Source organism: Hypericibacter terrae (assembly GCF_008728855.1).
Taxonomy (GTDB): Bacteria; Pseudomonadota; Alphaproteobacteria; order Dongiales; family Dongiaceae; genus Hypericibacter; species Hypericibacter terrae.
In genome coordinates, this window is the sequence record NZ_CP042906.1 from 360289 (window position 1) to 378896 (window position 18608).

Annotated in this window: 19 protein-coding genes; 7 read left to right on the forward strand and 12 right to left on the reverse strand. The window is 65.4% G+C overall.

Features of this window, described 5'->3' with window-relative positions; all coding sequences use genetic code 11:
- Positions 1-16: 16 nt before the first annotated feature.
- The 6 genes from FRZ44_RS01690 to FRZ44_RS01715 are packed head-to-tail and all read right to left on the reverse strand — an operon-like array spanning position 17 to position 5527.
- Positions 17-1564 (reverse strand): PfkB family carbohydrate kinase, encoded by a 1548-nt coding sequence (locus FRZ44_RS01690; protein ID WP_151175545.1) that lies wholly within the window; start codon positions 1562-1564, stop codon positions 17-19.
- 3 nt (positions 1565-1567) lie between these two features.
- Complete coding sequence (locus FRZ44_RS01695) at positions 1568-2581, reverse strand: NAD-dependent epimerase/dehydratase family protein (protein WP_151175546.1); 1014 nt, start codon at positions 2579-2581, stop codon at positions 1568-1570.
- Positions 2578-3585, reverse strand: a complete 1008-nt coding sequence (locus FRZ44_RS01700) for an NAD-dependent epimerase/dehydratase family protein (RefSeq protein WP_151175547.1) — start codon at positions 3583-3585, stop codon at positions 2578-2580. The genes FRZ44_RS01695 and FRZ44_RS01700 overlap by 4 nt, the downstream gene beginning before the upstream one ends.
- Positions 3582-4373: a transaldolase gene (locus FRZ44_RS01705; protein ID WP_225308503.1), complete on the reverse strand. Its 792-nt coding sequence runs from the start codon at positions 4371-4373 to the stop codon at positions 3582-3584. Before FRZ44_RS01705 ends, FRZ44_RS01700 begins: the two co-directional genes overlap by 4 nt.
- Positions 4374-4910, reverse strand: a complete 537-nt coding sequence (locus FRZ44_RS01710) for a D-glycero-alpha-D-manno-heptose-1,7-bisphosphate 7-phosphatase (RefSeq protein WP_151175548.1) — start codon at positions 4908-4910, stop codon at positions 4374-4376. It lies immediately after the preceding gene.
- The gene (locus FRZ44_RS01715) at positions 4910-5527 is read right to left on the reverse strand and encodes an SIS domain-containing protein (RefSeq protein WP_151175549.1); all 618 of its coding nucleotides are present in this window, start codon (positions 5525-5527) and stop codon (positions 4910-4912) included. Before FRZ44_RS01715 ends, FRZ44_RS01710 begins: the two co-directional genes overlap by 1 nt.
- Positions 5528-5821: 294 nt before the next feature.
- Between FRZ44_RS01715 and FRZ44_RS01720 the strand changes: the two genes are divergently transcribed.
- The 5 genes from FRZ44_RS01720 (at position 5822) to FRZ44_RS01740 (ending at position 10452) form a co-directional block, all read left to right on the forward strand.
- Positions 5822-6745 (forward strand): Gfo/Idh/MocA family protein, encoded by a 924-nt coding sequence (locus tag FRZ44_RS01720; RefSeq protein ID WP_151175550.1) that lies wholly within the window; start codon positions 5822-5824, stop codon positions 6743-6745.
- On the forward strand, positions 6742-7989 hold the full coding sequence (locus FRZ44_RS01725; RefSeq protein ID WP_151175551.1) for a UDP binding domain-containing protein: 1248 nt from the start codon (positions 6742-6744) through the stop codon (positions 7987-7989). The genes FRZ44_RS01720 and FRZ44_RS01725 overlap by 4 nt, the downstream gene beginning before the upstream one ends.
- On the forward strand, positions 7986-8882 hold the full coding sequence (locus tag FRZ44_RS01730; RefSeq protein ID WP_191908363.1) for an NAD-dependent epimerase/dehydratase family protein: 897 nt from the start codon (positions 7986-7988) through the stop codon (positions 8880-8882). Before FRZ44_RS01725 ends, FRZ44_RS01730 begins: the two co-directional genes overlap by 4 nt.
- Before the next feature lie 66 nt (positions 8883-8948).
- A complete protein-coding gene (locus FRZ44_RS01735) occupies positions 8949-9422 on the forward strand; it encodes an NUDIX domain-containing protein (RefSeq protein ID WP_151175553.1) in 474 nt (157 codons plus the stop codon).
- A 271-nt stretch (positions 9423-9693) separates the two neighbouring features.
- Positions 9694-10452, forward strand: a complete 759-nt coding sequence (locus FRZ44_RS01740; protein WP_191908364.1) for a sulfotransferase family 2 domain-containing protein — start codon at positions 9694-9696, stop codon at positions 10450-10452.
- A gap of 54 nt (positions 10453-10506) precedes the next feature.
- Here the strand turns inward: FRZ44_RS01740 and FRZ44_RS01745 are convergent, their stop codons facing one another.
- Positions 10507-11163 carry a class I SAM-dependent methyltransferase gene (locus tag FRZ44_RS01745; protein WP_151175555.1) on the reverse strand — a complete coding sequence of 219 codons (657 nt, stop codon included), beginning with the start codon at positions 11161-11163 and terminating at the stop codon, positions 10507-10509.
- A gap of 214 nt (positions 11164-11377) precedes the next feature.
- Between FRZ44_RS01745 and FRZ44_RS01750 the strand changes: the two genes are divergently transcribed.
- Together FRZ44_RS01750 and FRZ44_RS01755 are read left to right on the forward strand one after the other, a co-directional pair.
- On the forward strand, positions 11378-12505 hold the full coding sequence (locus tag FRZ44_RS01750) for a DegT/DnrJ/EryC1/StrS family aminotransferase (RefSeq protein WP_151175556.1): 1128 nt from the start codon (positions 11378-11380) through the stop codon (positions 12503-12505).
- Positions 12506-12555: 50 nt separating this feature from the next.
- The gene (locus FRZ44_RS01755; RefSeq protein WP_151175557.1) at positions 12556-13542 is read left to right on the forward strand and encodes an NAD-dependent epimerase/dehydratase family protein; all 987 of its coding nucleotides are present in this window, start codon (positions 12556-12558) and stop codon (positions 13540-13542) included.
- Between the two features lie 13 nt (positions 13543-13555).
- Here FRZ44_RS01755 and FRZ44_RS01760 read toward each other — a convergent pair whose 3' ends face one another.
- The 5 genes from FRZ44_RS01760 to FRZ44_RS01780 form a co-directional block, all read right to left on the reverse strand.
- Positions 13556-14206, reverse strand: a complete 651-nt coding sequence (locus FRZ44_RS01760) for a PIG-L deacetylase family protein (RefSeq protein WP_191908365.1) — start codon at positions 14204-14206, stop codon at positions 13556-13558.
- Between the two features lie 8 nt (positions 14207-14214).
- Entirely contained in the window at positions 14215-15324 is a 1110-nt protein-coding gene (locus FRZ44_RS01765; protein ID WP_151175559.1) for a DegT/DnrJ/EryC1/StrS family aminotransferase, read from the reverse strand.
- Between the two features lie 141 nt (positions 15325-15465).
- Positions 15466-16629, reverse strand: coding sequence for a class I SAM-dependent methyltransferase (locus tag FRZ44_RS01770; protein ID WP_151175560.1), 1164 nt, complete (start codon positions 16627-16629; stop codon positions 15466-15468).
- A gap of 61 nt (positions 16630-16690) precedes the next feature.
- The gene (locus FRZ44_RS01775) at positions 16691-17611 is read right to left on the reverse strand and encodes a transketolase family protein (protein WP_151175561.1); all 921 of its coding nucleotides are present in this window, start codon (positions 17609-17611) and stop codon (positions 16691-16693) included.
- Entirely contained in the window at positions 17608-18441 is an 834-nt protein-coding gene (locus FRZ44_RS01780; RefSeq protein WP_151175562.1) for a transketolase, read from the reverse strand. Before FRZ44_RS01780 ends, FRZ44_RS01775 begins: the two co-directional genes overlap by 4 nt.
- Positions 18442-18608 lie beyond the last annotated feature (167 nt).

Here is an 18608-nt window from a genome sequence, read left to right on the forward strand (position 1 = left end):
GCTCGCTTCAGCCAGGTCAGGCCAGGTTGGCGACCCGCTCGAGTTCCTTGATGCGCTGATGGACGGAGTCCGGCGTCACCGGCTCGTTGCCCTCGCGGCTGCATTCCACGGCGGCCGCGATATTGCCGAGGATCGCCGCCAGGACGTCGTTTCCGGTCGCGAAATAGGCCAGCGTCGCATAGGCCAGGAGCGCGTCGCCGGCGCCGACCGGATCGACGATCTTGTTCGCGAAGCTGTCGAGCGCCGCCACGGTGCGCAGGTCCTCCGGCGGCCGGGTGCGATAGGTGAGAACGCCGCGGTCGCCGAGCTTGAGGATCAGCGTCTTGCAATGGGCCTGCTCGAACAGCGCCGTCGCCAGCGGACGGATCGCCGAATCCTGATCGCCCAGCGCGAAACGCGCCTCGCGCTCGTTCGGCGTGATCAGATCGAAGCCCTTGAATTCGAGGATGTTGCCCCAGCGGCTGGCGACCTGGCTGTCGGCGACGCGCATGCGCCCGGCAGGAATCGCCTCGGTGAGGCGCGGCACCGTCATGCGGTTGAAGATGCCATGGCGGAAGTCGCTGAAGCAGGTGATGTCCGCCGCGGTCTCGGCGATGTCGCGCCGGAACTCGGTCAGCACCTTGTCGGAGATCGAGCGATTGTCGACGGTGTCGATCTTCAGCAGGCGGTAATCGTGGGCGACGATGGCGTTCTTGTTGGTCGTCGGGCGCGTCGAATCGATGATGGCGCGCGTCTTGACGCCCGCCTTCTCCAGATCCTGCAGGACGAAATCCTTCAGCGCGTCGTTGCCGAGAACGGTCGAGAAGGTCACGTCCGCGCCGGCCGCGCGCAGATGCTTGGCGACGATGCCGGCGCCGCCGACATAGTCCACCTTGTTCTCATAGAGCACGCTCATGGTCGGCGTCTTGGTCATCCCGCCGATCATGCTGCAATGGGTCAGGCTGTCGACGATGGTGTCGCCCACCACATGGACCCGGATGCCCTTGAGATTGTCCAGGGCGCTATAGAGCTCCGAGAAGCCGAAGCCTTCGCCTTCCATCATCATCATCAGCTTCTCGATGCCGATATCTGGCGGTCCGGACTCGATCAGGCGCGAGGATGAATAGACGATATCGCCCGGCGTGAAGAGCACCTCGCCGCCGAAGCTCTCGAGCGTGCGCATCTCTTCCTGGGTCTTCGGATTGTGGCCGCCGGCATATTCGTAGCCCTTGGCATAGAAATCCGGCTGGATCAGCTTCAGATTCTCGACCGGCGTCGGGTTGGGATCGACGACGACATAGTCGACGGCCTCGAGCGCCGCCAGGTTGATCGCCCGCAGATCCTGGGGCACGAAGGGCCGATGGGCCGCCTTCAGGATGTGGGCGTCGGCGGTGATGCTGGCGACGAGGATGTCCGATTTGCTCTTGGCGTAGAGCAGATGGCGGACATGGCCCGGATGCACGACATCGAAGGTGCCGTGGCACATGATGACCCGTTTCTTGCGCGGGCGGGGGCCGATGATGGCCGCAACTTCCTGCGCCGTCTTGATCTTGTGGCTCACCAGCTTGCGGCTTTGTGGATCCATGGCTTATGCGTTCTCCCGGCCGGCCTGCTTCATGAATTTGAACCAGGTTTCCGTGGCGCTGGCGATCGACTGGGGGTCCCAGAGCGGCGCTTCGCGCCAATAGTCGATGGTGGCCACGATCCTGGCCACGCCTTCCTCGAAACTGACCGCCGGCGCCCAGCTCAGCTCGCGCTGGATCTTGCCGATGTCGGCCCAGGTCACGTCCGGCTCGCCCGGGCGCTTCGGGATGTAGGTCTTTTCCCCGCCCAGGAGCTCGATCAGGCGGTTGACCGATTGCGGATTGCCGCCGCCCAGATTCCAGAAGGTCCCCACACGGTCGGTCTCCGCCGCGGCGAGAAAGGCGCGGGCGACGTCCGTGACATAGAGGAAGTCGCGGCGCTGCGTGCCGTCGCCGACGACGGTGAAGGGCTTGCCGGCCAGCTTCTGGCGTAGGAACACGCCGAACACCGCGCCATAGGCACCCGAGGTGCGCGAACGCGTGCCATAGGCATTGAAGATGCGGACCGAATTCACCGGCAGGCCATAGACCTTGTGCCAATGGAAGCCGGCCTGTTCGCCCTGATATTTCGACAGGGCATAGGGATAGAGCGGGTTGATCGGATGATCCTCGCGCGTCGGCGTCGCTGCCAGGCCGTAGCAGGAGGAGGACGCCGCATAGACGAACTTGGTCACGCCCGCCTGGCGGGCCGCCTCGAGCACCGCGACCGTGCCCTGGACGTTCGCCGACATGTATTCCGCCGGCCGTTCGATCGACGGGACGATGTCGCCGATGCCGGCGAAATGGAAGACGAAGCGCGCGCCGCGGAAGGACGGATCCTCCGGCTTGATGTCGCGGATGTCGCGGGTCTCCAGCACCACGTCGCCGGAACCGGCATGCTGGGCCAGATTGGCGGCGCGGCCACCGACCATATTGTCGATCGCGTGAACGCGGAAGCCGCGCTCGACCAGCAGATCCACCATATGGCTGCCGATGAAGCCCGCCCCGCCGGTGACGACGGCCAGAGGCTTCCTGGTCATGCGGCGCGCAGGGACTTCAGCTGACGGACGTTGAAGTACCGATCGTCGGTCATGCTGTTGGGCAGCTTGTTCGCCTTGAAGGCCTTGCACAGGTCGCGAACCGCGTCCTCCACGGTGTGGCGCGGCGAGAAGCCCAGCAGGCGGCGGATCTTGTCCGAGTTGATGTGATAGCTGCGGATGTCGTCGGTGGGCGTGGTGACGATGTCGATGGCGCCCCGGTCCGGGAATTCCTTCATGACCACGTCGCGGACGGTGCGCGCGATGTCCATGATGCTCATGTTCTGATAGCCGGCATTGAAGGTCTCGCCGGCGATCTTCTCGTCGGGCAGCTCCAGCAGCAGCTCATAGAGGTCGCACATGTCCTGCACATGCAGGTTGGGCCGGAGCTGCGTGCCGCCGAACACGGTGATCTTGCCGTTGTTGATGGCGTGGTTCGTCAGGATGTTGACGCTGAGATCCAGGCGCTGGCGCGGCGCGTAGCCGCAGACGGTCGCGGGCCGGATCGTGACGCAGACGAAGTCGGGCGACTGATGCTTGAACAGCAGCGGCTCGCACATGCCCTTGTACTTGTTGTAGAGCGTCAGCGGCAGCAGAGGATGGTCCTCGGTGACGTTCGGCTTGTCGGAGACGCCATAGACCGAGCTCGAGCTGGCATAGATGAAGCGCTTCACGCCCGCGCGCTTGGCCGCGATCACCATGGGCTCGAAGGCGTCCAGGTTGACCGAGGTCGAAAGCCGTTCGTCCAGCTCGAAGCTCGCATCGTTGGAGATGCAGGCGAGCGAAATCACGACATCCTGGCCCTGGCAGGCCTTGGCCAGCTTCGCCGTGTCGCGGATATCGCCCTCGATGATGCGCAGGGCCGGATCCTGCTTCGGCAGGAAGTCGTCGCCGAAATACATGATGTCGTAGACGGTGACGTGATAGCCGAGATCCAGCAGCTGCGGGACGAGCAGCGATCCGACATAGCCGGCGCCGCCGGTCACCAGGACATTCTTGAACTTCACGAACGAGCTCCATTCGCCAGGACCGGCGCGGCGTCCCGCGTCGGGATGTTGTAGCCGGCGGCATCGGCGTCCCGCCAGAACATCTCCACGGTCTCGAGCGAGAAGCGCTCGAGATCCTTGCCCACCGAGCCCAGCTTGTTCAGCAGGTCGTTGGTGACGGTGATGATGTGGCAGCCGCAGGCGTCGGCATGAAACAGGTTGAGCACCTCGCGCGGGCTCGCCCACAGCACTTCCGCCTTGGGATGGGCCTTCGCCGCGAGCCGGACCGCTTCGGTCATGATCGGCATCGGGTCGCGCCCGCTGTCGGCGACGCGGCCGGCGAAGATCGAGAGGATCGCCGGCGTGTCAGCCGACAGGACATCCAGCGTGGCGCGCACCTGGTCCAGCGTGAACATCGCCGTCACGTTGACGGCGACGCCGCGCTTCGACAGGCGGCCGACCAGCGGCACCGAGGACTGGCGCTTGGTGTTGGTGATGGGGATCTTCACATTGACGTTGGCGCCCCAGGAAGCGATCTCCATGGCCTGCGCTTCCATCGTCGCGTGATCGTCGGCGAAGACCTCGAAGGAGATCGGCCGGTCGGGCACCGCCGCGATCGCCTCGCGCGCGAAGGCGCGATAGTCCTTCACGCCGGCCTTGCGCATCAGCGTGGGATTCGTGGTGAACCCCTTGATGAAGGGCTTGGCGTACATTTCGCGAATGCCGTTGAGGTCGGCGCCGTCGGCGAAAATCTTGATCCGCAGATCGGAGATCGAGGGCACGGGTTCCATCGGTCGTGAGACCTTCATCTAGAATTGTTGGAGAATGACGTCCGCCGCTTCCGCGAGCGAGCACACGATTCGATCGGGTCGTTCCCGCGGGACGTCATAGTCGTTGCGCAACCATATGGTGTGGCAGCCGGCGGCTTTTCCGGCCCCGATGTCGCGCCAACGATCCCCGACCATGAAGCTCTGGTCCAATCGGATATTGTGTCGCGCGGCTGCGTCAAAGAGCATGCCGGGCAGCGGCTTATAGCACTTGCAGTCAGGCCCCTCAAGGCACCAGCAGACCTCGACATGGTCGATCGGCAGCCGGTCCGTCAGCCAGCGGTTCATCGCCTCGACCGTCGCCCGGGAGGTCAGGCCCTTGGCCGCATCCGGCTGGTTGGTCGCGATGGCCAGGAACAAGCCTGCGGCTTTCAGTCGCTGGAGCGCGTCGACCGCGCCCGGCATGAGAATCATGTCCGCCACGCCGGCCGGCGGGTAGGGGTGTCCGTCCCGGATCACCGCCTCGTTGAGCGTGCCGTCGCGGTCGAAGAACACCGCCCGGCGCGGTGCCGCGGCCATCACCGAGGGGCTGCGCTCGTGGCGGTCACACTCTCCCATTTCGTCGCCCGGCGCTGCAGGACCGGGTTGGAGACGAGGCAGTGCCACACCACGGCCTGGAAGCCTTCGCTCTGCGGCGTGATGTGCGCCGCGTTCGGCGCCGGAATCACGACCACCACGTCGCCCTTCTTGGCGGTGTAGCCGGTCGCACGCCCGACGATCCCGAAGACTTTCGTGCCGCGCCGCTTGGCCAGATCGATCGCTTTGACGAGATTGGGCGAGACGTTCTTCTCGGCGTCGCCGCCGCCGACCGAGAAGATCAGGATCGCATCCTTCTCGTTGATATTGCTGACCTCGAGCCAGCCCTCGAACACCGTGTCCCAGCCTTCGTCGTTGGTGCGTGCCGTCAGCTCCGAGACATTGTCGACCGGGGTATAGGCTTCGATCCCGCAGAGCTTGCGGAAGTCGTTGACCGCATGGCTGCAATTGCCGGCGCTGCCGCCGACGCCGAGCAGGAACAGGCGGCCGCGCCGCTCGCGCACCGCCGCCAGCTCCGAAGCCAGTCGATCGATCGCGGCACGATCGATCTCGCGCGCGATCTGCGCGACTTCGTCGAAGAACAAAGCTGCGTGGCTCATCCGAATCCCGCCTTCCTGTCGCGGCATGGCGCGATTGCGAGGCGCCAGCGATAGCGTTGCCATAGGCGCCCCGCCTCCCGCGTCGCGGAGCCAGCCCTGTCCGAGGCCGGTGTCCCGCGAGGGTCCCGTCGATCAGCCGCTCGGCCGGAATTGCGCGTCGGCGGTCCGTTCGCCGCCTTCGAGTCGCGTCATTCCGGGGCTTTGGGGTGGGGCGCGTGATCGGCTATAAACTCTTTCAGTTTCGGCTTGTCAAGACGACGGAGCCGGCTCAAATCCGCGGAAAACCTACCGAAAATGCGTGTCGCCGTTGTCGGACTCGGTGTCCAGGGCCATAAGAGGCGAAGCGTCGCGGGGGCGGACCTGGCCGCCACCGTCGACCCGGTCAACCCCGAGGCCGACTACCGCCGCATCGAGGAGGCGCCGATCTCGAGTTATGACGCGGCCCTGATCTGCACGCCGGACGAGCCCAAGCTCGCCATCCTCGATTACCTGGCCTCCCACCGGAAGCATGCGCTGGTCGAGAAGCCCTTGATCGCGGACGACGATGCTGCCATTGCCGGCCTTCGGGATCGGGCGCGGGCAAAGGGGGCGGTGCTCTACACCGCCTATAACCATCGCTTCGAGCCGCATTTCATCCGGATGCGCGAGCTGCTGCAAAGCGGCCGGCTCGGCCGGATCTATCGCTTGCGCATGTTCTACGGCAACGGAACGGCGCGCCTGGTGCATGACTCGGCCTGGCGCGATGCCGGTGCCGGCGTGCTCCCCGATCTGGGATCGCATCTGCTCGACACCATCCTGTTCTGGCTGGGATCGCCCCCCGCGGCACCGTTTCGCGTCGTGTCCGCGGACCGATTCGAGAATCGGGCGTTCGATCATGTCGTGCTCGCCTCGGCCGGGCCGCCCTCGATCGAGCTGGAGATGACGCTCTGTTCCTGGCGCAACGATTTCAAATGCGACCTGCTGGCCGAGAACGGCAGCGCGCACATCGAATCGCTGTGCAAATGGGGCCCGACCCACTTCACCGTTCGCGACCGCAAGCTCCCCAGCGGTCGGCCAGACGAGTCGTCGAAAACGCTGATCCAGCCCGATCCGACCTGGGTCGCGGAGTACGCGCATTTCAAGTCGCTCTGCGAATCGGGCGGCCCCGACAATCTCGACAACGATCTCTGGATCAACCGCAGCTTGCGGAAGCTCGCCGCCGAGGCCCTGGCGTCATGATCGGCTTTGCGGGCATGACGCATCTGGGCATCGTCTCGAGCCTCGCGGCGGCGGCCAAGGGTGTGTCGACGGTCGCCTTCGATCCGAGCGCGGAACTCGTCGCGCAGCTGAGTCAGGGACGGTTCCCGATCGACGAACCCCGGCTCGCCGAGATCTGGACGGCCCATCGGGGGAACATCCGCTTCACCAGCCAGGCGTCCGACCTCTCCGCCTGCGACCCGATCTATGTCGCGCCGGATGTTCCCACCGGCGATAGCGGCGAGAGCGATCTCGAGCCCGTCCATCGGCTGCTCGATATCGTCGGCAAGGCCGCGGCCGGAAGGACGCGGGTCCTGCTGAGCCAGGTGCCGCCGGGCTTCACCCGGGCGCTGCGAGACGAGAGCCTCTATTATCAGGTCGAAACCCTGGTGTTCGGCCGCGCCTTCGAGCGTGCGCTCGAGCCGGAGCGCTACATCGTCGGCTGCGCCGACCCGGCCCGCCCCCTGCCGCCGGCCTTTCGGGCCTATCTCGAGCGGTTCGGCTGTCCCATCCTGCCGATGCGCTATGAGAGCGCGGAGCTCGCGAAGATCGCCATCAATTGCTGCCTCGCGGCGAGCGTCACGGTCGCCAACTCGCTGGCCGAGCTGGCCGAGGGCGTGGGCGCCGACTGGTCGGAGATCGTTCCCACCCTGCGGCTCGATCGCCGCATCGGCCCGCATTCCTATCTGACGCCGGGCCTTGGCCTCTCCGGCGGCAATATCGAGCGCGACCTCTCGACCGTGACCCGGCTCGCCGACGCCGCCGGCGCCGATGCGAGTGCCATCCGCGCGATGCTCGTCAACAGCCGCCACTGCAAGGATTGGCCCTTGCGCCGGTTCGGCGAGCTGGTGGCGGACCGGGTCAAGCATCCGCGCGTCGCGCTCTGGGGCCTCGCCTACAAGGAGAACACCCATTCGACCAAGAACTCGCCGGCCCTGGCCTTCTTGAGCGGGCTCGGCCCCTCGGTCGTGCAAGCCTTCGATCCACTGGTCGCCGCCGAGGCCCGCTATCATCCCGGCATCGTCCAGGCCAAGGATCCGCTCGATGCCTGCCGCGGCGCCGACGCGCTGGCGATCCTGACGCCCTGGCCGCAGTTCAGGAGCGTCGCGCCCGGCGACGTCGCCACCGCCATGAAGGGGCGCGTCCTGTTGGACCCCTATCGCATCCTCGATCCCCAGGCCTGCCGCGCGGCCGGCCTTCAGCAAGCCGTCCTTGGAGCTCCGTGACGCCCGTGACCTTCGATCATCGACAGACTCCTCCCGCCGAACCCGCCCGTGTCGTGGTGCTGGGCTCGCGCGGTTTCATCGGCGCGGCCCTCGTCCGCGATCTCGCGGCCGGCGGCGTCCCGACCCTGGCGCTCTCCTCGGCCGATCTCGACCTGGCGATGCCCGATGCGGCCGCGAAACTGACCGCCCTGCTGCAGCCCGAGGATGCACTGGTGTTCCTGTCGGCCGTGACGCCGGACAAGGGCCGCGACATCGCCAGCACCATGCGCAATCTGCGGATGGGCGAGGCGGTGGCAGCGGCGCTGCAAGCGCGGCCGGTTGCCCATCTGGTCTATCTCAGCTCGGATGCGGTCTATTCCTTCGAGGCCGGCCTCGTCTCCGAAGCCACGCCGGCCGCGCCCATCGACCTCTACGGCGTCATGCACCGCACCCGCGAGCTCATGCTGCAGCAGGCGTTCAAGGGGCCGCTGGCGATCTTGCGCTCGACCCTCGTCTATGGCGCGGCGGATACGCACAATTCCTACGGCGCCAACCGCTTCCGGCGCCTGGCCGAGAAGGATCGCAAGATCACTCTGGGCGGCAAGGGCGAGGAGACCCGCGATCATCTGCTGATCGACGATGCCGTCGCCATGATCCGGGAGGTGCTCCGGCATCGCAGCCACGGCATCCTGAACATGGTCACCGGGCAGTCGGTCACGTTCGACGAGCTGGCGCGGCTGGTGGGAGGGCTTTTCAGTCCGGCAGCGGAGGTGATCCATACGCCGCGGCAGTCGCCGGTCACCCACCGGCATTTCGATCCGGCGCTGCGCCGGCGCGCCTTTCCCGAGTTCCGCTTCACGCCACTGATCGACGGCCTGCGCAAGGTCCATCGCGAGGCGCAGTCGGGCGCGTGATCCGTCGCGGCACCGATCGACGGCTCGATCGCGTCCTCACGGCATGAAAGACCAGAGGGAACATCGATGACGGAGAGCGACGCCTCACGCCCGCCGGCCGGCCCGCGCCTGCATCCGCGCGATGCGGTCGCCGCGATCATCGTCGTGCCGCCGCAGGGATATCTGCTGCAGCTCCGCGACAATCGCCCGGATATCTTCTTCCCCGATCATTGGGGCCTCTTCGGCGGCGCCATCGAGCCCGGCGAGAGCGAGGAGGCTGCGCTGCGCCGCGAACTTCTGGAGGAGATCGGGGTCGATTTCCCACCCGAGGCGGTGCGCTACGCCACGCGCATCGACATCGACTGGAACCGGCCGGGATTCGGGATGAAGACGCGCGCGTTCTTCGAGGTCTCCCTGGCGGCGGAGAGGGTTCGCTCCGTGGTTTTGCGGGAAGGCGCGGACCTTCGCGTCTTCTCGCCCGCCGAGATCCAGAACCTCCGCGTTACGCCCTATGACGCCTTCGGCCTCTGGCTGCATATCAACCGGGAGCGCATCGGATAGCCCGGTCCCGGTGACGGCCACAAGGCCCTGTGGCGAGTTTGTGGCCAGTCCTGCAACCTCCTTGCCCCGTTACACCGGTATTGCCCCACTACGTCAGTCTGTTTACCCTATTAAATAGAACTTAATGATGGGGGGGCCGGTGCTTCTGAAATCGCGCCAGGTTTCTGTGATTTCCGATCCAATGGCGCTGAGGCTGCGTATGGGCACATTGCTGGCCCGGTCGCGCTCGATGTTTCATTTGGCGCCGAGTCAGCCCCGCCGGATCTTCTTCATGCATATCCCCAAGACCGGCGGGATGACGGCGCAGCAATATCTGACCTGCTGTCTCGGCGGAAAACGGGGCGGGCGGCGGTGCAAGCTGGGTGAGATCTATCTTCATCAATCTCCCGATGAGCGGAAGATCGAACGGGCGCGGGCATCGCGCTTCATTTGCGGCCATTTTTCCTGGGCCAGCGTCGAGCGCATCGGCATTCGCGACGACGACTACATCTTCACCTTTCTTCGCGAGCCGCGGAGCCGCCTGCAGTCCTTCTATCGGGTGATGACGAACTACCCCAAGGATCACCTGACCGAAGCGGTGATGAGCCGGGTGGAGCGATGCCGGGACATGTCCCAACTGGACATGTTCACCACGTCGGATCTCGATCTCCGGAACATGATCGACAACTACATGGTGCGCCAGCTCTCGGGCCGGCTGGTCGACTATCCGTTTCGGGAATCGGAATGGCCGGCCCTTCTCGAGATCGCCAAGCGCAATCTCCGGCGCCTGAATCGCGTCGGCTTGCAGGAAACATACGAGGCCGATTTCGGACGGGTTCTGTGCGACTTGGACCTGCCGCGCCTGCCGGTCATCCCCAGAGACAATGCGACGGACGACGTCGTCAAACGGGCCTGGGTCAAGGGCAAGACCTACCAGGAAAACCCCGCCGATATCCAGGCGGCCATGGCGCCGCTGGTCCGCTGGGACGACGCGCTCTACGACTATGCCCGTGAGCTCCGCGCGAGCGGAGCGTTCGGACCCGTCGCCTAGCCGCACGAACCGCTCTCGTCCTGCGATCCCTGCTCGGGCGATCCCGCCGCCACGCTACTCCACGATCGTCCAGTAATAGTCGCCCGTATAGCCGGCCTCGGCGAACACCTTGCGCCAGCCATCCGGATAATCGTGGAAATTCGCGGTCAGAACCCAGTCGAGGAAGAGCTGGCGCTGTTCTTCGTCGCGATAGGAATCGACCTGCACATAGGCCCGGCCGCCGCAGAGCCGCTGCACTTCCTTGAGCGAGCGGATCACGCCTTCGCGGTTCTGGTTATGAATCGTGTTGATCGACACCACCGCGCTGAAGCTGTTGCTGGGGAAGGGCAGATGCTCGCAGCTGCCGAGATGGAGCCGACCGACCACCTCGGGCTCGCAATGCATGACCGCGTATTCCGAGATGTCGATGCCGAACACCTCGAGCCCGGGGCAGACCTTCATCAGGTCCTTGACCAGGAATCCCTTGGCGCAGCCGACATCCAGCACCCGATCGCCGGCCTTGAGGCCGAAATGGGCAACGATGTCCTCGGCGATCGGGACCCACCGCCCGTCATAGCGATAGCCGCCATAGCCATATTCCCGCGGGCCGTCGAAATATTCCTGGCCGAATTTCCGGGAGGTGGCGATCACCTCCGGGCTCTTGGCCTCCGCGCGGGCGTTCACATTGCGCCGCGAGCGCGGCAGGCGCGCGAGAAGATTGACCTCAGCCATAAAGATACTCCGTTGCGTGAATTTTCGAGGGGTTCGTGAACCGCAGGTCGGCCAGCCTCGCGCTCAATCGCGGCGCGGCCGACGGCACCCGTGACAATGAGCGCAATTGCCGGAAATCATTAACTTTCGCTCCTTAAGAAGATCGATGATATCGTCAATTGGCCTCTGCCGCCAACATCCGTTGCCCGTTCGCCCCCTCCCATTCGAAGACACCATGCCATCCCCATCGACGCCTCGCTCCGTCCGCTATTCGCCGCTCGGCCAGCAATTCGCCGATCCCGAACCGATCCTTGCCGACATCCGCCGCCTGGTCGCGTCGGGAGATTTCACGCTGGGAAAGGTGGTCGGCGAGTTCGAGGCGATGTTCGCCGCCATGCTGGGAACCAGGCACGCCATTGGCGTCGGCTCCGGCACCGATGCCCTCAAGGTCTCGCTCAAGGCGGCGGGGCTGGAGCCCGGCGACGAGGTTATCACCGCCGCCAACACCTTCTGGGCGACGGTGGGCGCCATCGCGGAGCTGGGCGCCCGTCCGGTCTTCGTCGATTGCGACGACATGTTCGGCCTCGACATCGACCGGCTCGAAGCCGCCATCGGCCCTCGCACCAGGGCCATCGTCCCGGTGCAGCTGACCGGCGATGTGGTCGACATGCCGCGGATCATGGAGATCGCGCGCGCCCACAAGCTGCCGGTCATCGAGGATGCCTGCCAGAGCCTGCTGGGCGAGTGGGAGGGTCGCAAGGCCGGGACCTTCGGGCTGGCCGGCGCCTTCTCGATGCACCCGCTCAAGATCATCAATGTCTGGGGCGATGCCGGCGTCGTCGTGACCGACGACGACGCGATCGACCGGCGCTGCCGGCTCTTGCGCAATCACGGGCTGCGCAATCGCAACGAGATGGAGATCCTGGGCTACAACACGCGCCTGGACTCGCTCCAGGCCGTGGTGGGCAAGCATATGCTGCCTCAGGTCCCGGGCTGGGTCGAAGGGCGCGCGGCCGCGGCCGCCTATTACGACCGCGCGTTCGCCGACATTCCCCAGCTCCGGATTCCACACCGCGATCCGCGCAGCAAGAACGTCTATCTGCTCTATGTGCTGTTCGCCGAGCACCGGGACGAGCTGCATGCGCATTGCGTGGCCGAGGGCATCGAGGCCAAGGTGCATTACCCGATCCCGGTCTATCGCCAGCAGGCCCTCCGCTATCTCGGCCATAAGGAAGGCGATTTCCCGGTGGCCGATCGCCATGCGCGGGAAGTGATCACTTTCCCGGTCGATCAGTATCTCAGCCATGCGGAGCAGGACCGGGTTGTCGATGTGGTCCGTTCGTTCTATCAAAAGCGCCGCTGAGCCTTCCCGCGCAGGGATCGCCCAGGCGATGACGAGGAGCTGAGAGACCGATGAGGACCTATATTCTCTTGGGCGGCGGTGGCGTGTTCGCGGTCCATTTCGCGAAATATCTGCTCGAGAAGACCGACCCCCGGAAGGTGATCTGCGTCGGCCGCAATCCGCCGGCAGCCCCTCCCTTCACGCTCGAAGTCGGCAAGGGCGATGCGCGCTATCGCTACGAGCAGATCCATGTCGTGTTCGAGCAGGACCGGCTGTTCGAGCTGTTCGACCGCGAGAAGCCCGAGGTGATCGTCAATTTCGCAGCACTCGCCTACGCCACCTCCTGGGAGAAGTCGTTCCGCTATTACGAGACCAATGTCGTCGCCCTGGCGAAGATGTGCGAGGATCTCATGAAGCGCGACTATCTCGAGCGCTTCGTTCAGATCGGAACCTCGGAGCTGTACGGCCCGGTCGAGAAGCCGGCGGCCGAGGATGCGCCGCTGCACCCGACCAGCCCCTATGCCGTCTCGAAGCTGGCGGGCGACATGCATCTCGACACGCTGTGGGCGGTCCGCAAGTTCCCGATGAACATCATCCGCCCGTCCAACGCCTATGGGCCGGGCCAGCTGCTCTATCGCATCCTGCCGCGCGCGGTCTATTGCGCGCTGACCGGCCAGAAGCTGCCCCTGCAGGGCGGCGGTAACGTCAAGAAATCCTACATGCATGCCCAGGACCTGGCGCATGCGATCTGGCTGATGACGGAGAAGGCGCCGTTCGGCCGCCTCTACAATGTCGGGCCCGAGCAGCCCTCGAGCATCCGCCATCTGGTCGAGCTGGTGGCGGAAGAAACCGGCGTTCCGTTCGAGACGCTGGTCGACATCACCCCCGGCCGCGTCGGCGAGGACGCGCAATACTGGCTCGACAGCACCCGGATCAAGACCGAGCTGGGCTATCAGGAGCGCATCAGCTTGCGCGAAGGCGTCCGCGACATGGTCGCGTGGGGCCGCCACTATCTCAAGCAGCTGCCGCCGCCCGCCGAGTTTGTCCTGCGCGCCTGATGGCGCGCCGCGTTCAGTCCAGCTCGCGCAGCACCATGAAGGCCTCGGCGGCGGCCATGCCGACCGAATGGCCGCGGTTATGCGCAAGGGCGATCACGCCCTCGCGCGATCGCGCATGGGGCGTGGGCCTCATCTCGGCCGCATAGCAGTCGAGTGCCCGCATCTTGCGATCGAGGGTCCGCTCGATGTCGGTGAAGCGGGTCGGCGAGAAGGGTTCGCCCAGCGCCCTTGGCGCCCATTCCGTGCTCGAGACGATTTCATAGGCATAGATCGCCCGCACCGGATGCTTGGGCACGGGACGAATCGCGGTCATCGCCGCCCGGAAGGTGGTCTGGTGGTCGATATGCAGGCTGCCGCCGTGAGGCACATAGACGATCTCGGGCGCGGATTCGGCGATCGCCCGCTCGATCGCGCCGACCACCTCGACCAGGGGCAGGGTGTCGCTGCGGTTCTCGGGCAACCCGACGAAGCGCGGCGCATTCGTACCTAGCGCCGCCGCCGCTTTCGGCGCGGCTTCATGCCGTAACAGGCCACGGCTGGAATCGTCACCGAAGAGGATCAGCGTATCGACCCGGCGTCCGTCTTCGGCATGGCGCGCCATCGTGCCGCCGCAGCCGAGCACTTCATCCAGCGCATGCGGGGCGATGACCAGGATGCCGGCCATGTCCGGGCTCACACGCCGTAGAACTTGTTCACCAGCTCGGCGGCGTAGGCCACCTGATCCTCGGAGAGATACTGCATGTGGGGCAGCGCCAGCACGCGGTCGCATTGCCGCTCCGCCATCGGGAAATCGCCGCGCTTGTAGCCGAGGCTGGCCGCGGCCTTGTGCAGATGCAGGGCCGTTCCGTAATAGACCAGGGTCTGCACGCCGCGCTCCGCCAGGAATTTCTGCAGCCGGTCGCGATCGTCGGCCTGGGTGATGAACATCACATAGGACACGACCTCGTGCGACTTCTCTTCGGGAATCTGCACGTGACCCGGCTTGATGATCTTGCGATAGATGTTGGCGTTGCGCCGCCGCTGGTCGATGACGCCCTTGAGGCGCGTCAGGCGGAACTTCAGGACCTCGGCGTTGAGCACGTCGAGCCGCGAATTGACGCCGTAAAAGGCGCAATTGTCGCGGCTCTCGAGCCCATGGTTGCGATAGAGCCGCGCCTTGTGGGCGATCTCGTCGTCGTCGGTCAGCAGGAAGCCGCCGTCGCCCAGCGCGTTGAGGTTCTTGAGCGGATGCGCGGACACGGCGCCGGCATCGCCGAAGGTGCCGCCATGCTTGCCCTTGTAATAGGCGCCCATGGACTGGGCGGCGTCCTCGATGATCTTGATATTGTGGCGCTTGGCGATGTCGCGAATCGCATCCATGTCGGCGATGCGGCCGACCCAATGGACCGGCATGATCGCCCGGGTGCGCGGCGTGATCCGCTTCTCGATCTCGGCCGGATCGATGGTCTGGTCGTCCTTGACGTCGGCATAGACCGGGACGGCGCCGATATGGGCGATCGAGCCCGTCGAGGCCACGAACGAGACCGGCGGCGTGATCACCTCGTCGCCCTTGCCGATCCCCATCGCCCACATGCCGATCATCAGCGCGTCGGTGCCCGAGTTCATCGAGATGCAATGCCTGGCGCCCGTGTACCGGACGACATCGGCCTCGAACTCGTTGACCTCCTCGGTCAGGACCAGATGTCCCTTTGACAGGACCCGGTCGATGCAAGCGAGGATCTCTTCGCGCTCCTCTTGGTAGCGCAATGCCAGATCGATAAAGGGCACCTTGAAATCGGTCACGAAACGGTTCCTGACATGTCGCGGTGGAGGGAGGGATGGGGCAAGGAAATGGCCCGGTCTTCGAGGCCTTTCCCTAGCACAGGGGCCCGGTCACTTCAAATTCAGGCCCGATCGGGGAAACCGGGCGATCGCAGGCGGGGGCTAATTCCCCGGCCATTCGGGAGGCGGCACGAAGCGCGCGCCATGGCCGGCCAGCCGCGCCACGACCTTGGTCGAGACCGCTGGTGTCAGCGGAACATAGACGGTCGAGCCGGCGGGCGCGTCCTGAGGCGCCAGGATCGGCTTGCCCTCATAGTCGCGCCCGATCCGTGATCGATCTTCATCCACGAAAAAGTCGATCCGGCCCTCGAGCGCACCATAGAGCCACATGCCGGAGATGGAGGTGCCAAAGATTCCGAGCGGCCCCTCCTTCGACAACGTCCGGGCCCGGTCGATCACCGATTGCAACCAGGTCACGGTCGCCCGGGCGGCGCGAAAGCCCGCTGCCGCGGCGGGTCTCGGCAGAGAGGTCTGACCGCTTCGCCCGATGAAGGTGATCTCCTTGCCCAGGACCGACGTCGTTGCCGTGACGGCGGTCAAGCCGGCCCGGCTCGCCAGATAGCGCAGCGTGTCGAGGGAGAAGTGACTGAGGTGATCCGCCACCACGAGATCGAAAGGCGAGGTCTCGATGTCGGGGACCTCGATGAAGACGCTGCCCCGGTCCTCCAGCAGTCTCGTGGCCGCGGTCACGGTCGACAGGGGTGCCGGCATATGCTCCAGCGAGTGAATCATCGACACCAGGTCATACCGGCCCGGGATCGCCTTCACATCGTCGACGGTATAGAGCGCGACGAAGTTCGGGATTTTCTCGAGAGCCGGCAGCACGCGATCGGAAAGCTCGTTTCCGTAGAGTTCCCATTGCGGCAGGATTTTCGAGAAACCGGCCAGCGCGGCGCCGTTGCCACAGCCGATGTCGATCAGCTTGCCCGTGGGCGGAAGCGCGATCGTCTTGGCGACGAAATCCACCAGCATATGAGACCGCGGCGATGCTTCGCCGCCGGCGCCGGCGAAGATGACCTGCTCGGCGCCGTCCGACAAATGATAGATCTCGTAAGCGCCATAGATCCGCCGGATCTCGTTCTGCCATTGCGCGTCGGGGATCTTCTGGATGGCGCCGCAGTCGCTGCATACGGCAAGGCTGCCGCCGGCCGGCCAGGGCTTGCAGTCCGACGTGACGCGCGGCAATGCGGTGAAGGCGCTCTGCCGTTCGAGGCCCTTCGAGCCGCAAACCTGACAAGGAAATCCGGTGTCGGTGGGATCGGTCATCGCGCCTTTCCGCCAGCCGCGCGGCCCGCCGCAACAACCGGACCCGGCGCGTCGGCCTGCTTCACGTCAGCCCGAGCTGCGCACAGATGGCGCCGACGGCCAACCCATGCTCGTCCAGCAGGTCGTCATGGCTGCCATAGCAATGCTTGAACTCATCCTGCAGCGTGAAGGTGTCGAGCCGGCAATGGGCGCGGGATGTCCAGGCGATCTGCTGGACGCGCATGGAAAGGCTGCCGTTGGGTGCGCATTCCTCGATCACCACGACATGCTTGAAGCCGGCGAGGATCTGCTCGATCCGCTCCCGGTCCAGCGGCTTCAGGGTGTGAGCGGAGGCGATGGCGACGCTTTTACCGGCCGCCTCGAACCGATCCGCCACGGCAAAGGCCCGCTTCATGATCGGACCGTAGGAGAGGATGCAGACATCGCTGCCGGGCTTGATCATGCGGATTCTGCCGAATTCCCAGGGCTCGGGCGCCTTCGCGGTGAAGTCCGGCTCGCCGGCCTTGCCGAGTCTCAGATAGACCGGACCCTTCTCCTGCGCTGCGCACCAGCGCGTGGCGGCGGCCGCTTCCGAAGGATCGCAGGGCGCCACGACCGAGAGATTGGGGATCGAGCAGGCGATGCTGACATCCTCCTGCGCATGGTGGGTGGCGCCCAGGGTCGAGTAGGTGACGCCCCCGCCGATGCCGACCACCGTCACCGGCAGGTTCTGGTAGCAGAGATCGTCGCGCACCATCTCGAAGGGACGGTAGAGCGAGAAGGTCGCGATGGTGTAGGCGAAGGGCCGCAAGCCCCGCTGCGCCATGCCGGCGGTCATGCCGATCATGATCTGCTCGGCCACGCCCGTATTGATGAAGCGCTCGGGGAAGTCCTGTCGGAACTTCGCGATCGAACCTGCCGGCGAAATGTCGGCGACAACGATGCAGAGCCGCGGATCGGCTTTGCCCAGTTCGTAGAATACGTCGGCGAACTTGTTTCTCACGCCTCGTCCTTCTCGAGTTCTGCGATGGCCTGCTTGAGCTCGGCGGCGTTGGGCGAGCGGTAATGCCAGACCGGCACATGCTCCATGAACGAGACGCCCTTGCCCTTGACCGTATGACAAACCACGAGCAGCGGCCGGTCGCCGCGCCGCCCGGTCACCGCATTGAAAATGTCGGTTCCGTTATGCCCGTCGACCTCGGCGGTCTCCCAGCCGAAGGCATCGATCTTCTCGATCAGGGGATAGAAGGCCTGATGGCCCTCGCTCATCCGCTCGAGGCCGGAAAAGTCGTTGTTGTCCATGAAGGCGATCAGATTCGGCAACTTCAGGTTCGCCGCCATCATCATGGCCTCCCAGGTGGAGCCTTCCTGGAACTCGCCGTCTGACAGCACACAATAGATCAGCACATCGGAGCCCTTCATCCGCTCCGCGCAGGCCTGGCCGGTGGCGATGCCCAGCCCATGGCCCAGGGAGCCGGTGGAGGCGGCGATGCCCGGCGTGCCGAAATCCGGATGCGCGCCCAGGCGTCCCCGCGGCGTGCAATAAAGGTCGAGATCCTCGCGCGTCAGGATCCCCAGCTCCTCGAGGATCACATACTGGATCATGCAGCCGTGGCCCTTCGACATCAGGAACACGTCCTGAAAACTGCCGTCCGGCGCCCGCCGCATGAGTCCGTGATAGATCGCATCGGTGATCTCGGTGCAGGAAAAGGCCGGCGCCACATGGAGGGCGCTCACCTGCTGCGAGATATCCAGGATGCGCCGCCGGTAGCGCCGGCAGCGCTGCCGGGCCGACGACAGGTCGAAGCTGTTGGAACGACGCGGATTCGGCATTGGACTCGGTTGATTCATATTTTCCACATCATGACGGCCATGGCGCGCCGAACCGGACTCCGCCGATCCGCGCCGGAGATCGATCCCCGCTGCGATCCAGGTTCGCAAGAAAATGCGACGAATCCCGTCGCCCATCCGGGGACGCCGACGGGCGTCGGTTCCGGGCC

What these genes read in the sequence shown, in the direction of transcription:
- FRZ44_RS01690 (WP_151175545.1), bottom strand. Translation starts at nt 1,564, where the DNA reads ATGGATCCACAAAGCCGCAAGCTGGTGAGCCACAAGATCAAGACGGCG.
- FRZ44_RS01695 (WP_151175546.1), bottom strand. Translation starts at nt 2,581, where the DNA reads ATGACCAGGAAGCCTCTGGCCGTCGTCACCGGCGGGGCGGGCTTCATC.
- FRZ44_RS01705 (WP_225308503.1), bottom strand. Translation starts at nt 4,373, where the DNA reads ATGAAGGTCTCACGACCGATGGAACCCGTGCCCTCGATCTCCGATCTG.
- FRZ44_RS01710 (WP_151175548.1), bottom strand. Translation starts at nt 4,910, where the DNA reads ATGGCCGCGGCACCGCGCCGGGCGGTGTTCTTCGACCGCGACGGCACG.
- FRZ44_RS01715 (WP_151175549.1), bottom strand. Translation starts at nt 5,527, where the DNA reads ATGAGCCACGCAGCTTTGTTCTTCGACGAAGTCGCGCAGATCGCGCGC.
- FRZ44_RS01720 (WP_151175550.1), top strand. Translation starts at nt 5,822, where the DNA reads ATGCGTGTCGCCGTTGTCGGACTCGGTGTCCAGGGCCATAAGAGGCGA.
- FRZ44_RS01725 (WP_151175551.1), top strand. Translation starts at nt 6,742, where the DNA reads ATGATCGGCTTTGCGGGCATGACGCATCTGGGCATCGTCTCGAGCCTC.
- FRZ44_RS01735 (WP_151175553.1), top strand. Translation starts at nt 8,949, where the DNA reads ATGACGGAGAGCGACGCCTCACGCCCGCCGGCCGGCCCGCGCCTGCAT.
- FRZ44_RS01740 (WP_191908364.1), top strand. Translation starts at nt 9,694, where the DNA reads ATGCATATCCCCAAGACCGGCGGGATGACGGCGCAGCAATATCTGACC.
- FRZ44_RS01745 (WP_151175555.1), bottom strand. Translation starts at nt 11,163, where the DNA reads ATGGCTGAGGTCAATCTTCTCGCGCGCCTGCCGCGCTCGCGGCGCAAT.
- FRZ44_RS01750 (WP_151175556.1), top strand. Translation starts at nt 11,378, where the DNA reads ATGCCATCCCCATCGACGCCTCGCTCCGTCCGCTATTCGCCGCTCGGC.
- FRZ44_RS01755 (WP_151175557.1), top strand. Translation starts at nt 12,556, where the DNA reads ATGAGGACCTATATTCTCTTGGGCGGCGGTGGCGTGTTCGCGGTCCAT.
- FRZ44_RS01760 (WP_191908365.1), bottom strand. Translation starts at nt 14,206, where the DNA reads ATGGCCGGCATCCTGGTCATCGCCCCGCATGCGCTGGATGAAGTGCTC.
- FRZ44_RS01770 (WP_151175560.1), bottom strand. Translation starts at nt 16,629, where the DNA reads ATGACCGATCCCACCGACACCGGATTTCCTTGTCAGGTTTGCGGCTCG.
- FRZ44_RS01780 (WP_151175562.1), bottom strand. Translation starts at nt 18,441, where the DNA reads ATGCCGAATCCGCGTCGTTCCAACAGCTTCGACCTGTCGTCGGCCCGG.